The sequence below is a fragment of the Pseudocolwellia antarctica genome, assembly GCF_049933045.1.
Taxonomy (GTDB): Bacteria; Pseudomonadota; Gammaproteobacteria; order Enterobacterales; family Alteromonadaceae; genus Pseudocolwellia.
Genome location: NZ_CP187926.1, coordinates 150,070 through 165,713, shown reverse-complemented (window position 1 = coordinate 165,713; position 15,644 = coordinate 150,070). Strand labels below are relative to the sequence as shown.

Below are 15,644 nucleotides of genomic sequence, written 5' to 3'. Positions count from 1 at the left end.
AATTCTAAATATTTACTACTTTATAAAAGGTAAAAACAACTTCTATACTTGCTGTACATTAATGCCGTTATTTAATAATTCGATTAAGGCTTCAACATCTAAAAGTGCACACATTCTATCTTTAACTAAACCCGCTAACCACGGACGTTTCGAGGTTGCTTCAATCCATTTTACATCTTCAGGTTGCAAAGTAACCGTGTCTACTAGTGTTTCAGCTTGCAAACCCCAATTGCTATTACTTAACATGATAACAAATTGATAATTTAGAGATTCTTTCAATTCATCATTATATTTCTCTGGCATTACCCAAAGTGCTGTATCGACAACATTAATTTTTTCATCTCGGTGTAACATAACGCCATCAAACCAATCTGGTTTTCCCATTAAAGGCGTAGCTTTGGTAAAGTTATGAATACCACCTAGCTCAACCAAAGGTACTGCAATGGTAAGTCCTGCAACATCAAAAAACATGGCTTGAAAGCTACCTTTACGGTATTCAGCTGTATTACTTTTGGTTACTTTTTCGGTTTTAAGCTTAGTTGCCGATTCTATTTTAGGAACTGTAGGCTCTACTGTTGCTGTTTGTATTGGCGCTTTAGCTTTTAATTGGGTTTCAGTTATAACTTCTGGTAATTTGATATCGGCTGATTTAGTTGAAACTATAGTTTCTGGTTCAACATTCGTATTTTCTTCAGTAACGCTAACCGATTGTAGAAGTTTATTTAGCTTTTCAGTTTCTTCTGCTTTTTGTTCTTCTATTTGTTCGAAAGTCTCTTCAGTTAGAAGCTCTGATAAGTAACTTTTCATCAAGGTTTTGCTAGCAGCAAGCGGTTTATCCATTAACTTATCAACTCGTTTGTTGTGCATTTATTAAAGAATGTAGAAGCTTTTTATAAGCCACTACACCTCTAGAGCTACGTAAAAAATCTGAAGGAAGCTTTTGTGCTTGGCTAGCATTTCTAAAGTTAGTATCTATTGGAATAACACCTGACCAAACATTGCCAAAATATACATCTTGTAGCTTTCGATAAGTAATTAAAGACGCTTTAGTACGCTTGTCAAACATGGTTGGCACTATCGTATATTTAAACGGTTCAGCTTGCTCACCTTGCATTATATCTAAGGTGTTAACCATACGTTCTAAACCTTTCAATGCTAAAAACTCTGTTTGTACGGGTACAATAATTCGATCAGATGCCGCTAATGCGTTAACCATAAGTACACCTAAAACAGGTGGACAATCTATTAATACATAATCGTATTCGTCTGCTAATAGCTTCAGTGCTTTTTTAAGCACTAAGCCCATTCCACCCTTATTACCTAAAGCTCGGTCTAATGTTGCCAAGCCCATAGTCGCAGGAAGAATATCAATATGACTGTATTTAGTTGGGCATAGGCTTTGAAGTATTTGTTCTTTGGTAGAGGTTTCCATAAATAAATTATAGATGCTTAAATCAAGTTCTTCAGATTCAATACCAAAGTAATAGCTTAATGATGCATGAGGATCGGTATCAACAAGCAATACACGAAAACCTTGGTCAGCTAATATGCCTCCAAGGGTTATCGTGGTGGTTGTTTTACCAACACCGCCTTTTTGATTTGCAATCGTCCAAACTACCAATGAAATACCTTATAAACTGTAAAATTAGTTATTGATGTAAAAACACTGCTATTTAATGCTAGCGTATTTTTACGTTTTTTATGATTTAATTTAAGTTCAGTTCTTTTAAAATTGAAGACGCTATGTCATCTAAAGGTAAAGATTGATGTGATAAACCTGCATTAACTACAGATTGCGGCATACCATACACAACACTTGAGTCTTCATCTTGTGCCCAAATAGTTGCCCCTTTATCTTTTAATAAACGACAACCTTCCCTGCCATCAGAGCCCATTCCCGTTAATATAATAGCGAGAACATTATTATTAAAAATCTTAGCGGCTGATCCAAAAGTAATATCAACACTTGGCTTAAATGAAATTCGATCTGTGTTGTCTTCAATAATCTTTAACTTATTATTACTTCCTAAAATCATTTGTTTACCACCAGGCGCTACATAAGCACAACCTGGTTTTATTTCATCACCATTTTCAGCTTCTTTTACTGATATTTCACAAAGATTATTTAATCTATTAGCGAATGCTTTTGTAAATGATGCAGGCATATGTTGCACAATAAGAATGGGTAATGGAAAAGTTTTAGGCAGTTTAGTTAATACTTTTTGTAATGCCACAGGTCCGCCAGTAGAGGTACCTATGGTTAGAATTTTGTAATCTTTATTTGATCTTCTTATGATGGTTCTTTGTGGTTGAAAACTTGGCGTTACTTCTCTTTTGATCAGAGTAGGCTTAACTGGACGTTCACGTTCAATAACCCGACTTCTTAATCGAGGTTTTTTACGCGCTAACGTTATAACTCTTTGACGAAGTAAACTACCTGCATCAGATGCGTCTGATGCTATTTCGGTAAACTTTTTAGGTAAGAAGTCTAATGCTCCAGCATCTAAGGCTTCTAACGTTTTTTGTGCACCAGCATGAGTTAGAGAAGAAAACATAATGATAGATGTTGGCGCATATTTCATTATCTGTTTTACCGCGTCAATGCCATTTAATTGAGGCATTTCTATGTCCATGGTAATAACATCAGGCTTAAGTAATTTAGCTTTTTCTACCGCTTCAATACCATTTACAGCTACATCAATAACATTTAGCTCAGGATCAGCATTTAAAATATCGGTTACACGACGTCTAAAAAAACTTGAATCATCAACTACCAACACCTTATATGGCATTAATTCTCTCTTTATCTTGTACGCAATTTATTATGATTAATGCTAGATTTTTTTGCGTAGTACTTCAGTAAATTAGGAACATCAATAATTAATGCAATGCCACCATCACTTGTAATTGTTGCGCCTGCCATGCCTGGAGTACCATGTAAAAGTCGATCAAGCGGTTTAATAACAACTTCTTCTTGACCTATTAGGTTATCAACAACAAAACCTACTTGTTGAGCGCCTACTTGAACAATAACAACATGCCCTGCATCTTTTGTTTCATTAACTGGGTTTCTGACTAACCATTGATCTAAATAGAATAATGGAATAGCTTTTTCTCTAACAATAATCGTTAATTGCCCATCAACAACGTTAGTTTTTGTTAAGTCTAGATGGAATATTTCATTTACGGCTGCTAATGGTAAAGCAAAAGTTTGTTTGCCAATAATAACCATTAACGTAGGTAAAATAGCTAAAGTAAGTGGTACTTTAATCTCAAGTACTGTACCTATGCCTAATTCAGAATCTATGTTTACGGTACCGTTAAGCTGAGTGATTTTAGTTTTAACAACATCCATCCCTACTCCACGACCCGATACTTCAGAGATTTCTGTTTTAGTTGAAAATCCTGGAGCAAAAATAAGATTAAATGCTTCATTATCTGTCATGCGAGAAGCAGCATCAGCGTCTAATACACCACGTTCTATTGCGATTTCTTTCAGTTTTTCAGCATTCATACCCGCACCATCATCACGAATGGTTAGTAGAATGTGATCACCTTCTTGTGAAGCTGAAAGTATAATTGTACCTTCACGCTCTTTGCCGTTACTTTCACGAGAATCAGGGTCTTCAATACCATGGTCTACCGAGTTTCTTACTAAATGCACTAACGGATCGGCTAACGCTTCAACTAGATTTTTATCTAAATCGGTTTCTTCACCTTCTAGAATCAGCTTTATTTCTTTATTAAGGCTACGTGCTAAATCACGTACAACTCGAGGGAATCGACCAAATACCTTTTTAATAGGTTGCATACGCGTTTTCATAACCGCGCCTTGCAGATCAGTAGTTACTGCATCAAGATTAGAAACTGCTTTGGTAAGATCTTCATCATCTTTAGTAACACCTAAACTTGTTAAACGATTTCGTACAAGTACGAGTTCACCTACCATGTTCATAATTTGATCTAAGCGTTTAGTATCAACTCTTACTGTAGTTTCAGCTTGCGATACAGGAGTTGGAGTTGCTTTCTTTTCTTTTACTGGAGCTGCAGGCTTTGGAACAGCTTTAGCTACAGGTTGCGCAGCTGGCTTAGGAACGGGTGCTGGCTTAGGAATTGGTTTAGGTGCTGCAGCCGCTTTTGGCTCAACTTTAGGAGCAGCTTTAACGATAGAATTTTGAGGCGCTTTACCTTGGCCATGAAGCTCATCTAATAAGCTTTCGAATTCATCGTCATTTATTTCATCTGAGTTACTTGGGCTACTCTGTACTGGCTTAGCAGCTGCAGATTTAGCTTTGCTTGGTGACGAAAAAGAACCTTGTCCATGTAAATCATCTAATAACGATTCAAATTCATCATCTGTAATTTCATTACTGTCGTTTGATTGTACTGATGGTGCTGGAGCACTAACGGGAGCAATAGACTTAACCGCTCCTCCGCCATGTAATTCATCTAATAGTCTTTCAAATTCATCTTCAGTCATTTCTTCTGATGAGTCTGCAGCTAGCTCTTCTTGAACTTGTGCTTGTACAACAACTTCAGGTTGAGCAGGTGCATCTTGAGATTCTGGTACGCTTAAACGTGCTAATTCAGAGAGTAAGTCAGCGTCTGCAGGAATAAGTGCTTCGCCAGCTTGTACCAAAGCAAACATTTCATTAATAGAGTCGGTTGCTTGCAGGATAACGTCCATTAAATCAGACGTGATAGAACGTTGGTTAGTTCTTAGGAGATCGAATATGTTTTCTGCGCCGTGACAAACATCTACAAGTCCGGATAATGCTAAAAATCCAGCACCACCTTTTACCGTATGAAAGCCACGGAATATGGCATTTAATAAATCGGCATCATCAGGATTATTTTCAAGCTCAACTAATTGCTCAGATAAAGCTTCGAGAATTTCACCTGCTTCAATTAAAAAATCTTGTAAGATTTCTTCATCTTGTTCAAACGACATTAAATAACTCCTAGAACCCTAAACTTGATAAAAGATCGTCAACATCATCTTGATCTGAAACAACATCATCACGTTCTTTACTATTAACAATCGGACCTTCAACTAAATTGTCACCTACTGAAGGTTTAGCTTTAGTTTGAGTTGTATTTGAAGTTATATCGAATGCTGTAAGCATTCCAATCAAGCTATCTTCAACTTCTCTTACTAACTCAATAACTTTACGAATAACTTGACCTGTTAAATCTTGAAAGTCTTGTGCCATCAAAACGTCAGTCATTAATGTTCGTACAGTTTCGGTATCATGTTCAGTTGATTTTAATAATTTATCTATGTCTATACAGAGCGCTTTAAATTCAGGCAAAGCTAATTGATTATTCATCAATTTTGACCATAGAGGATTAACAGTTTCAACTTGTTTTTGGAGCGAGTCTACAACAGGAAAAATTGCTTCAACGGCATCCATTGTTTTATTAGCAGCATCTTCAGTACGTTCTATAACGTAATTTAAACGCTCTTTAGCATCAGGTATGTCAGCATTCGCTAGATCACTTAAACGCGGATCTATATGGAAATTATTTAATGAGTCATGCAACTGACGAGTTAACTTGCCTATTTCTGCAAAAAGCTCAATATTTACTGGGCTTTGAATTTCGGCAATAAGCTCATCAGCTTTTTCTTGCTGATCTGATTCTAAATATTCAACTAACAATTTAGCCTGTTCCAGCGTGACGCTGACTGTAGGTAAATTACTCATGAAAAACATCCTCTTTTAGGCTTGAAAAGAAAATTTCAATTATCCTAAACGTTCGAATATTTTATCGAGTTTAGTTTTTAATGTAGCAGCAGTAAAAGGTTTAACAATATACCCATTTACACCCGCTTGAGCAGCCATCACGATTTGTTCTTTTTTCGCTTCTGCTGTTACCATTAATACAGGAATGTGAGATAAAGTGTCGTCTGCACGTATTGCTCTTAATAGATCAATACCTTGCATTCCTGGCATATTCCAGTCAGTTACAACAAAATCAAATTCACTGGACTGAAGCATAGGTAAAGCTGTGCTACCATCATCTGCTTCTTGAATATTAGTAAACCCTATATCTCTCAACAAATTTTTAATTATACGTCTCATCGTTGAAAAATCGTCAACAACAAGAACTTTCATATTTTTATCCAAGGCACCCTCCGGTGAGTACATTAAAAATTTAAATTATTTATATTTAATTTTTTACTATTAGTGTTGCCAAGTTTGCATACGAGATTTTAATCGATGCATCGCTTGGCTATGAATTTGGCTAACTCTTGATTCACTTACATCAAGTACTTGACCAATCTCACGTAAGTTAAGTTCTTCATCATAATACAGGGAAAGCACTAAACTTTCTCGTTCTGGTAATGATGAAATACATTCTGCTAATGACTTTTTAAACACAACTTGTTCAATTTGGTCGTAAGGTTCGTCTACAGCATTATCTTTACTGCGACTGAAAGCATCCTCGCTTACACCTAAGTCATCTATTCCAATAATTTTACCTGAGCTAACATCATTAAGAATTTGATGATATTCATTTAAAGATAGTTCAAGTCTTTCAGCAACTTCTATATCGGTTACATCTCTGCCAAGTTCAGCTTCTAATGTTTTTATTGCTTCACTTATCATGCGACTGTTTTTATGAACAGACCTAGGCGTCCAATCACCACGTCGAATTTCATCTAACATGGCACCGCGAATTCTTATTCCAGCGAAAGTTTCAAAGCTAGCGCCTTTTGAATGGTCAAAATTACCTGAAGCTTCAAGTAAACCAATCATGCCCGATTGAATAAGATCGTCCACAAGCACGCTTGCAGGTAATCGAGCTAATAAATGATAAGCAATACGTTTAACAAGCACCGTATGCTGCTTGATTAACGCAGTTTTATCTATTTGAACACTGTAAGCATCTGCTTTTGACAAATCTATACACTCACTATTATGAACATATTAATGTTCTAATAATTGTTCAATAAAAAATTCTAAATGACCTGAAGGTTGATGTGGTACTGGCCATTTTGTAATTTTATTCGCTAAGTTTTTAAAACCAATTGCTGCTGGAGAATCAGGATATGCCTCAACAATTGCTTTTTGCTTGCGCACAGATTTTCGAATATTTTCATCGAAAGGTACAACGGCAACAAGATCTAAACTTACATCTAAAAATCGGTCACTCACTTTTGATAACTTTTCAAATAATTGCTGCCCTTCTCTTGGGCTTCTTACCATGTTAGCAACAACTTTGAATTTGAATATGCCATGATCTCGACTAAGAAGTTTCATCAAGGCGTAACAATCAGTAATAGATGTTGGTTCATCACAAACAACTAACATGACATCTTGAGAAGCTCGACAAAAGCTTAGTACCATATCGGAAATACCTGCAGCGGTATCAACAATAAGTACATCAAATTCGGTTCGCATATCACTAAAGGCACGAATTAGCCCAGCATGCTCACTAGGTGTTAAATCAACCATAGATTGTGAGCCAGAAGTAGCAGGAATAATTTTAATACCTGCTGGGCCTTCAACAATAATATCGTCTAATTCACACTCACCAGAAAGTACATGTGAGAGATTACGTTTAACGCGAAGTCCTAGCATAACGTCTACATTTGCTAAGCCTAAATCCGCATCTAAAACTAAAACCTTTTTACCTAATTGAGCCAATGCAATGGATGTGTTTAAAGACACGTTAGTTTTACCCACGCCGCCTTTGCCACCAGATACTGCTATTACTTTAATTTGTTGTAATTCATGCATTTTACGTAAACCACTCGCTTGGTCTATCATTTAAATCATCTCGTCACTATTACTTGCACCACGTCGAAAATATTTCGAATTATATGTATTATAGCTCAGTACATTTTAACTAGTGAAATTATAAGCGTTTTTTTTCAATATTGTTCAGTTCAACTAATTTAATTTAACTAATTTAATTTAACTAATTTAATTAATTTAAGCTAGCAAGATTTACCAATCACAATCAATTTATACTGTGGTTGCCTCTTTTTTAGGCATTGGACGCCAAGTACTTGCGTGTTGGTGATTTATTCTACTTGTCATCTTGTCTGCTAATGCAACTAATTTCTCAGCATTTGCAACTTTAATATCTTCTGGAACTCTTTGTCCGTCTGTTAAATAGCCAATAGGTAAACCGTTTTGGATTGACGTTGAAATGATTTCGCCAATACTAATACTTTCATCAAGCTTAGTATAAATACAGCCAGCAAGTGGTATTTTTTTGAAACGTTCTACATTCTCTTGCATCACTCGTTGTTGAGTATTTGCAGACAATACAAGGTAGTTACGAATTCTCACTCGAGCATTAGCAATTAAGTCTGTTAAATGCTGTGCTAAACGCATATCTCTTTGGCCCATACCAGCGGTATCAATTAAGATAAGTTTCTTATGACCAAACTGCTCTAGCAATGAATCTAAGGCTTCAGCATCGTTTGCCAGTTTTACTTGGCAACCGATAATACGACCGTAAGTAGCGAGTTGTTCAAAACCACCAATTCTAAAGCTATCAGTAGAAATTAATACTACTTCATCTGCGCCATGTATTTGAGCGAATCTAGCCGCTAACTTGGCGATAGTTGTGGTTTTTCCTACACCTGTAGGACCGACTAATGAAATAATTCCACCATGGTGAATAATATCGTTATTCGTTGTGTTTAATTGCTGAGTGATGAACTTTTTAGCTTGTTCCCACGCATCCTGTTCATTATGTTGAGGAGGAATAAAACCAGCAATTTGATCAGCCATATGGTCAGTTAATCCAAGCGCTACTAATTTATTTATTAATAAAGCTTTTTGTGGATTTTTTTGCGCCATATCTTGCCACATCAAACCCGATAACTGATGTTCTAATAAATGACGAATGGTGTGCATTTCTTTTTTCATGTTTTCAAATTCAACTGAGCTATTTTCAGCTGATGCATTGATTTGTGCTGCACCGTGATTTGTTGAATGCTTAGTTTCTTGAAATGCGCCATCATCATGTATTGATTGAATTGGAGAGCTAGTTTGTTGTTGCTCTTGCTCTGTATTTCTTTGTTGAGTTGTTTGCTGTAAACGGTCTGTGAAGTTTTTGAATTGTAATTCAATATCACTATTAGCAGAGGTACCTGTATTTATTGTACCGTTATCTACAGCTTGTGAAATTGATGACTCGTTAATAGACTCATTTTTTATTTCACTCTCATTAAAAGATTCAACTTTTGGTTCTTGTTGAACTTTACGGTTAAGCAATGCTGATAAACTATCAGGTGCTGCAGCTTCGTTACTTTCACTCGGCTTAACTTGTTCGGTTTGCGCTTTAGCATGTGAACTTAAGCTAACAACATCATTATTTAAATCTTCAGAAGCATTATTTGTTTGCTCAGGGGTCGCCTCAGTTTTAGTTTGTGAAGGGTAATAGTCGATAGCTGCCATAATTTCGACACCTTCAACAATCTTTTTATTCGACATAATAACGGCATCCGCACCTAACTCTTCTTTAATTTGAGCTAGTGCAGTTTTCATATCTACGGCAACAAAACGTCTGATTTTCACAATGGACCCCTTATTTTCTTTATCGCGACTGGCTAATCTTATGTATTGCCTATCACGCTAATGATCTTTATTTGTTTGTCGTCTGGTATTTCTTGATAAGAAATAACTCTTAAACCTGGAATCGTATATTTAACAAACTTTGATAATACTGTTCGTAAAATACCTGATGTTAGTAAAACAGGTGTATCACCAGCCATTTCTTGCTTTTGCGCACCTTCAATAAGTGAAGTTTGTAAACGCTCTGCTAAGCCTGGTTCAATACCGGCACCATCATCTCCAGCCATCTGCATAGACTGGTGCAACATCTGTTCCAACTCTGGTGACAATGTTATGACAGGTACTTCATTTGCTGATCCAATAAGCTCTTGAATGATGAATTTGCGTAAAGTAATTCGTACTGCAGCCGTTAGTACCTCTGGGTCTTGGCTCTTAGGTCCATACTCACAAAGTGTTTGAACAATACTGCGCATATCTCTTACAGGTACTCCTTCATTCATCAAGTTTTGTAATACTTTAACTAAACAGCCTAAGGTTAATGTGTCAGGAATAAATCCTTCTACTAACTTAGGATATGATTTAGCCAATATATCTAATAAGTTTTGTACTTCTTCATGACCTAACAGTTGAGAAGCGTTATTCGTTAATATTTGGCTTAAATGTGTCGCAAGTACCGTTGCACAATCAACCACGGTGTAACCCAAAGATTGCGCGTGTTCACGTTGAGATTGATTGATCCAAACTGCATCTAGTCCAAAAGCAGGGTCTTTAGTTGACGTACCTTCTAACTTCCCAAAAACTTGTCCTGGGTTTATCGCAAGTTCGTGGTCATGTCTTATCTCCGCTTCGCCTATCGTTACACCCATTAATGATATTTGGTAAGTATTAGGATCTAAGTCTAAGTTGTCTCGTATATGAACGGCTGGTACTAAAAAGCCAAATTCTTGTGATAGCTTTTTACGCACGCCTTTAATCCGATTTAATAATTCGCCGCCCTGTGCTTTATCAACTAACGGGATTAAACGGTAACCAATTTCTAATCCGATAATATCGACATGATTAACATCATCCCAACCTAAGTCTTTTACATCGGCTTTAATTTGTTGGTTTTCAACTTCTACGGCTTTATCTTTTTCAATAAGCTCAGCTGCATTTTTCTTTTTCAATTTTGAACCAAAAAATGCTCCAGCTAAAATAACTACAGCAAACGTTAAAAAAGCGAGATGAGGCATTCCAGGGATAACACCCATGATGAACATAACCCCGCCCGCAATATAAAGAGACTTTTTCTTGGCCTAGCTGAGAGCTAACTTGCTCACCCATATCTTGAGAAGTGTTTTGGCGAGTCACTACAATTGCAGTACCTACTGATAATAATAAACCAGGTATTTGAGCTACCAGGCCATCACCAATAGTTAATAAAGTATAAATTTCAACAGCGCTATCAAATGACAAGTCGTGTTGCACCATTCCAATAACCAACCCACCAATAATATTGATAAGTAGAATAAGAATACCTGCTATCGCATCGCCTTTTACAAACTTACTTGCACCATCCATCGAACCATAAAAATCAGCTTCGCTGGTCACTTCAATACGACGTTCTCTTGCTTGATCCGCCGTAATAAAGCCAGCATTCAAATCGGCATCAATCGCCATTTGTTTACCTGGCATAGCGTCTAAGGTAAATCGCGCGGTTACTTCTGAAATACGTCCCGCACCTTTAGTTATTACCATAAAGTTGATAATAATAAGGATTAAGAAAACCACTAAACCAACAGCATAATTTCCTCCGATAACTACAGAACCAAAGGCTTCAATTACCTTACCCGCAGCATCAGGACCTTCATGACCTTCAAGTAATACAATACGAGTACTGGCAACGTTAAGGGCTAAACGCAGAATAGTGGCGATAAGTAAAACCGCAGGAAAAGAGCCGAACTCTAAGGGCTTTAAAGTATATACCGTGATTAAAAGTACAATTAAAGACAAGGCGATATTAAAGGAAAAAAGCACATCCAGTAAAAGTGCAGGCATAGGAAGAATAACCATTCCTAAAGCTGCCATGACTAAAAATGGCGTACCAATACCTTTTAACTGGCTGAATTTTAATTGTTTTACTTGATTAATAGTTGATGATAATTGCATCTAAAGGCTGTTAATTAATTGACACATGCTAGTACTAGAGCAATATCCAGACCAATATAAGCATTAATTTACAACTGAGATAATTTAAATAACTTCAGAGCAGGAGAAATAGGGTTAATATTTGAATTCGTCGGGGATTGGAAGGTTTTTAGCAAGACCAGTAGGACGTTTACCCTTACCTTTTTTATGCTCATTTAATTGATAAATAAAGGCTAAGACTTGCGCAACAGCAGCAAACAACTCTTCAGGAATATTCTTATTCACTTCAGCCGTATAATATAGAGAGCGAGCAAGAGCCGGCGATTGTAATATTTCAACATTATGCTCTTTAGCTATAGTACGAATATGTATAGCCATTTCGTCTATACCTTTCGCTACTAACGTTGGAGCTCCGCCAGCAGCTGCATCATATTTAATAGCAACGGCATAATGTGTAGGGTTAGTAATAACAACGTCTGAATCGGGTACATCTTGCATCATTCGACGTTGAGACATTTCATATTGTGCTCGTCTTATTCTGCCTTTAATTTCAGGGCTACCTTCGGTATTTTTAAACTCATCTTTAACTTCTTGCTTGGTCATTTTTAATTGACGGTTATGCTCCCAAACCTGATAAGGCGCATCGATAGCCGCAATAATTCCAATTGAAAGAGCTAACGCTAAAAACATCCATAAAAGCATTGAAGTCGCGTGTTCAAAATTAATAGGCGTAGCTTCTAAACTTAAGCCTAATATTTCCTCGAACAAACCAGCCAGCAAAATATAAGCAACAATAAATACTACAAAGAATTTTAATAAAGACTTAACAAATTCAACCACAGCCTTTACGCCAAACATTCTTTTAAAGCCTTCAATTGGCGATAATCGGCTAGCTTTAGGTGCCATAGCTTCTGCTGAAAAGCTGATACCGCCTAACATGGTATTCCCCACAAAAGCAGCGAACACTATAATGACAAAAATCCACATAAGAGGAGCAATAATATCGGTAAGAGTTCCTTGTAATACACCAAACAAGGCATTCATATCTAAAGACTCTTCACGCGATAAAGTGAAAAGGCGTTTCATAATATGACTGAGTGATTCGACTAACGCGCTACCTACAACCATAAGGGCTACCGCACTACCAACCAGCACAAACATAGTACCTAAATCTTTAGAGCGTGCTATTTGACCTTTCTTTTTAGCATCGTCGAGTTTTTTCGCCGTGGGTTCTTCGGTTTTTTCACCACTATCAGACTCAGCCATTAGATCACCTGACAGTCTATAAGGTAGCAGCTAAACTCAAGCGCCCGCTGCCACTGAATTTGAAAGTGAGTAAAAAAGTTACCCATGGTTAGCCACATAATAAGTAAACCCGCACACATGGTTACTGGAAAACCGATAGCGAATATATTCAACTGTGGTGCTGCACGAGTCATAACCCCGAAAGAAAAGTTAATTAATAACATAGCAGTAAGCGGTGCGATAGAGAGCGATAAGGCACTCGCAAACATCCAACCGCCCCACTCAACCAGTTCTCTAAACTTAGTGCTATCGAAGCTTTCAGCAGGGATCGGTAGAGTGTCGAAGCTCGCGACAACAAATTGTAAATAAGCTAAATGACCATCCATTACCCAAAAAAGTAATGATGAAAGAATAAGAAAGAATTGACCAACTGCAGGAACATTCATACCACTGGCGGGATCCACCAAAGACGCGAAACCTAAACCTGTTTGCATCGCAATAATTTGACCTGCTAACACAAAGGTATTAACCACTAAGGTTGTAACAAAGCCCAACATAATGCCAATAATAACTTGCTCGGCAATTAACAGCCCAGTACCAAGCGAGAAAATATTCCCCACATTAGTTGGTGGAATAGCTGGCATTACCGCAACGGTAATCACAACAGATAAAGCTAATTTAATTTTGGTAGGAATAGTTCTAGCACCAAAGCCAACCATACTCATGATCAAAGCTGAAATGCGTGTAAAAGGAAGAATAAAATCTGCTATAAATTGATTAACAACAAGGTCGGTATATTCCATTAGCTGACCACACTGGGAATACTACCTATTAAGCGAATGGTATAATCCATTAATTGTTGTACTAGCCAATGACCGCCAATAATCAGAGATAATAAGGTAACCACTAAACGAGGTAAAAAACTTAAGGTTTGTTCGTTAATTGACGTTGCGGCCTGAAAAACAGCAACCAGTAAACCCACAAGTAAACTCGGTATTATTACGGCACAAACCAGTATAATAACCAAAAATAAAGCATCACTTAGAATGTCTACAAAAACCTCAGGATTCATCAGCCAGCTCCCATCCCATAGCTTGTCGCAATCGTACCTATAACTAAATTCCAACCATCCACTAATACAAAGAGCATTAACTTAAAGGGCAGAGAAACGATCATGGGTGACAACATCATCATACCCATTGCCATTAATATACTTGCCACCACTAAATCGATAATGAGGAAAGGTATAAAAAGCATGAAGCCAATTTGAAAGGCGGTTTTTAATTCGCTGATCACAAATGCAGGCACTATAACCGTCATCGGTAAATCAGTAGGTTCGTTAACTTGTTCAATCCCCGCCATCGCTGCCAAAGTATCTAAATCTTTTATACGCGTTTGCTCAAGCATAAAAGCTCTTAACGGTACTTTAGCTCTATCAATAGCTTCAACTGAGGTTAACTGATCTTGCAAATAAGGCTGTATCGCGCGCGCATTAATTTCGTTATAAACGGGGGTCATAATAAATAACGTCATAAATAAAGTTAAGCCAACAACCACTTGGTTAGAAGGTGTTTGTTGTAAACCTATGGCTTGTCTTAAAATTGCCATAACCACGAGTATTCGTGTGAAAGAAGTCATCATGATCACCGCAGCAGGAATAAAGCTGAGGGCGGTCATAAATATTAGAATTTGAAGGGTTACAGAATATTCTTGAGAGCCATCTGGATTAGTGGTCAGCTTTAAAGCCGACATACTTAGGTCTTCTGCATAACTAACGCCACTAAAAACCAGCATAGAGATGAGAACAACTACAAATAAAGCTAAACGTTGATTGAGCATTTTTGTCATAAGTTTAATCATTCTTTTTTAGGCTATTTTTTATCATTTTGAAAACAGACTTATCAAAAATTTCAGCAGTGGTTTTGCCTGTGTCTAATGGTGTGTCTAAGGTATCAAGTAAATTAACTTGGTTTGCAGTAACACCTAAAACCAGTTGTTTTTCTCCAACTTGTACAACAACAACTCGCTCTTTCGAGCCTAAATGAACGCTAGACACTACTTTTAAAGCTTGTTGACCGCCTTGAGCTGTTATTTGAAACTTTTTAAGAATATAAGCACTAACAATAACAACGAGTAATACGATCAATAATGACAAAATCATGGTAGCGGCATCAGTACTTGGAGAAACATGTTTCCCCACTTGTACTGTTTTTTCTACCATAGGTTCTACTATCTGTTCAGTTATCTGTTCTGCTGCTTCTTCAGCAAAACTAATCGCTGTAAAAAATAGGCCTATAAAGCCAAAAAGTGCTTGCATCAATAATCCATTATTTAAGTTTTTTAATACGCTCTATTTGACTGATAACATCGGTTAATCGAATACCAAACTTGTCGTTTACCACAACAACTTCACCATGAGCAATTAAGGTTCCATTAACCATAACATCTAATGCTTCACCCGCAACACGATCTAACTCTACAACTGAACCTTGGTTTAATTGTAGTAGATTGCGAATACTAATATTACTGCGCCCTACTTCCATTGAAATAGTAACAGGAATATCTAAAATAGCATCGAGTTTACGTTTTTCATCGCCTGTAATAGGCGCATCAGATTCTAATTCATCTAACTCAACAGGTTTGGCGCCAGCCGCTTCTGACTCTGCTTGCTCTTCCATTGCTTCGTCCCACATTCCTAAGTCTTCATTGTCATCGCTCATCGCCATTGACCTCTAT

Annotated in this window: 15 protein-coding genes and 1 pseudogene; all 16 read right to left on the bottom strand. The window is 37.1% G+C overall.

Going from position 1 to position 15,644, the window contains the following annotated elements; translation table 11 throughout:
- Nucleotides 1-42: 42 nt before the first annotated feature.
- Nucleotides 43-840, bottom strand: coding sequence for a chemotaxis protein CheW (locus ACPUVN_RS00730; RefSeq protein WP_426369746.1), 798 nt, complete (start codon nt 838-840; stop codon nt 43-45).
- 7 nt (nt 841-847) lie between these two features.
- Nucleotides 848-1,621, bottom strand: coding sequence for a ParA family protein (locus tag ACPUVN_RS00725; protein WP_426369745.1), 774 nt, complete (start codon nt 1,619-1,621; stop codon nt 848-850).
- A gap of 85 nt (nt 1,622-1,706) precedes the next feature.
- Entirely contained in the window at nt 1,707-2,792 is a 1,086-nt protein-coding gene (locus ACPUVN_RS00720; RefSeq protein WP_426358487.1) for a protein-glutamate methylesterase/protein-glutamine glutaminase, read from the bottom strand.
- Between the two features lie 11 nt (nt 2,793-2,803).
- Entirely contained in the window at nt 2,804-4,951 is a 2,148-nt protein-coding gene (locus ACPUVN_RS00715; RefSeq protein WP_426369744.1) for a chemotaxis protein CheW, read from the bottom strand.
- A 10-nt stretch (nt 4,952-4,961) separates the two neighbouring features.
- Complete coding sequence (locus ACPUVN_RS00710; protein ID WP_426369743.1) at nt 4,962-5,705, bottom strand: protein phosphatase CheZ; 744 nt, start codon at nt 5,703-5,705, stop codon at nt 4,962-4,964.
- 39 nt (nt 5,706-5,744) lie between these two features.
- Entirely contained in the window at nt 5,745-6,128 is a 384-nt protein-coding gene (gene cheY / locus ACPUVN_RS00705) for a chemotaxis response regulator CheY (RefSeq protein ID WP_426358490.1), read from the bottom strand.
- Nucleotides 6,129-6,185: 57 nt separating this feature from the next.
- The gene (locus ACPUVN_RS00700; RefSeq protein WP_426358491.1) at nt 6,186-6,905 is read right to left on the bottom strand and encodes an RNA polymerase sigma factor FliA; all 720 of its coding nucleotides are present in this window, start codon (nt 6,903-6,905) and stop codon (nt 6,186-6,188) included.
- 27 nt (nt 6,906-6,932) lie between these two features.
- Nucleotides 6,933-7,775 (bottom strand): MinD/ParA family protein, encoded by an 843-nt coding sequence (locus ACPUVN_RS00695; protein WP_426358492.1) that lies wholly within the window; start codon nt 7,773-7,775, stop codon nt 6,933-6,935.
- Nucleotides 7,776-7,973: 198 nt separating this feature from the next.
- The gene (gene flhF / locus ACPUVN_RS00690; protein ID WP_426358493.1) at nt 7,974-9,539 is read right to left on the bottom strand and encodes a flagellar biosynthesis protein FlhF; all 1,566 of its coding nucleotides are present in this window, start codon (nt 9,537-9,539) and stop codon (nt 7,974-7,976) included.
- A 38-nt stretch (nt 9,540-9,577) separates the two neighbouring features.
- A pseudogene (gene flhA, locus ACPUVN_RS00685) lies at nt 9,578-11,684 on the bottom strand (flagellar biosynthesis protein FlhA).
- A 114-nt stretch (nt 11,685-11,798) separates the two neighbouring features.
- On the bottom strand, nt 11,799-12,929 hold the full coding sequence (gene flhB, locus ACPUVN_RS00680) for a flagellar biosynthesis protein FlhB (RefSeq protein ID WP_426358495.1): 1,131 nt from the start codon (nt 12,927-12,929) through the stop codon (nt 11,799-11,801).
- Nucleotides 12,929-13,711 (bottom strand): flagellar biosynthetic protein FliR, encoded by a 783-nt coding sequence (gene fliR, locus ACPUVN_RS00675; RefSeq protein ID WP_426358496.1) that lies wholly within the window; start codon nt 13,709-13,711, stop codon nt 12,929-12,931. The genes flhB and fliR overlap by 1 nt, the downstream gene beginning before the upstream one ends.
- A complete protein-coding gene (fliQ, locus tag ACPUVN_RS00670; RefSeq protein WP_426358497.1) occupies nt 13,711-13,980 on the bottom strand; it encodes a flagellar biosynthesis protein FliQ in 270 nt (89 codons plus the stop codon). Before fliQ ends, fliR begins: the two co-directional genes overlap by 1 nt.
- Complete coding sequence (gene fliP / locus ACPUVN_RS00665) at nt 13,980-14,702, bottom strand: flagellar type III secretion system pore protein FliP (protein WP_426360593.1); 723 nt, start codon at nt 14,700-14,702, stop codon at nt 13,980-13,982. Before fliP ends, fliQ begins: the two co-directional genes overlap by 1 nt.
- A 58-nt stretch (nt 14,703-14,760) precedes the next feature.
- Nucleotides 14,761-15,225: a flagellar biosynthetic protein FliO gene (gene fliO / locus ACPUVN_RS00660; protein WP_426358498.1), complete on the bottom strand. Its 465-nt coding sequence runs from the start codon at nt 15,223-15,225 to the stop codon at nt 14,761-14,763.
- A gap of 10 nt (nt 15,226-15,235) precedes the next feature.
- Nucleotides 15,236-15,601, bottom strand: a complete 366-nt coding sequence (fliN, locus tag ACPUVN_RS00655) for a flagellar motor switch protein FliN (protein WP_426360594.1) — start codon at nt 15,599-15,601, stop codon at nt 15,236-15,238.
- Nucleotides 15,602-15,644 lie beyond the last annotated feature (43 nt).

Excerpts from the sequence above, each read along its gene's own strand:
- ACPUVN_RS00710 (WP_426369743.1), bottom strand. The coding sequence starts at position 5,705 with ATGAGTAATTTACCTACAGTCAGCGTCACGCTGGAACAGGCTAAATTG.
- flhB (WP_426358495.1), bottom strand. The coding sequence starts at position 12,929 with ATGGCTGAGTCTGATAGTGGTGAAAAAACCGAAGAACCCACGGCGAAA.
- fliQ (WP_426358497.1), bottom strand. The coding sequence starts at position 13,980 with ATGAATCCTGAGGTTTTTGTAGACATTCTAAGTGATGCTTTATTTTTG.
- fliN (WP_426360594.1), bottom strand. The coding sequence starts at position 15,601 with ATGTGGGACGAAGCAATGGAAGAGCAAGCAGAGTCAGAAGCGGCTGGC.
- ACPUVN_RS00695 (WP_426358492.1), bottom strand. The coding sequence starts at position 7,775 with ATGATAGACCAAGCGAGTGGTTTACGTAAAATGCATGAATTACAACAA.
- fliR (WP_426358496.1), bottom strand. The coding sequence starts at position 13,711 with ATGGAATATACCGACCTTGTTGTTAATCAATTTATAGCAGATTTTATT.
- ACPUVN_RS00715 (WP_426369744.1), bottom strand. The coding sequence starts at position 4,951 with ATGTCGTTTGAACAAGATGAAGAAATCTTACAAGATTTTTTAATTGAA.
- ACPUVN_RS00720 (WP_426358487.1), bottom strand. The coding sequence starts at position 2,792 with ATGCCATATAAGGTGTTGGTAGTTGATGATTCAAGTTTTTTTAGACGT.
- ACPUVN_RS00730 (WP_426369746.1), bottom strand. The coding sequence starts at position 840 with ATGGATAAACCGCTTGCTGCTAGCAAAACCTTGATGAAAAGTTACTTA.
- fliO (WP_426358498.1), bottom strand. The coding sequence starts at position 15,225 with ATGCAAGCACTTTTTGGCTTTATAGGCCTATTTTTTACAGCGATTAGT.
- fliP (WP_426360593.1), bottom strand. The coding sequence starts at position 14,702 with ATGCTGGTTTTTAGTGGCGTTAGTTATGCAGAAGACCTAAGTATGTCG.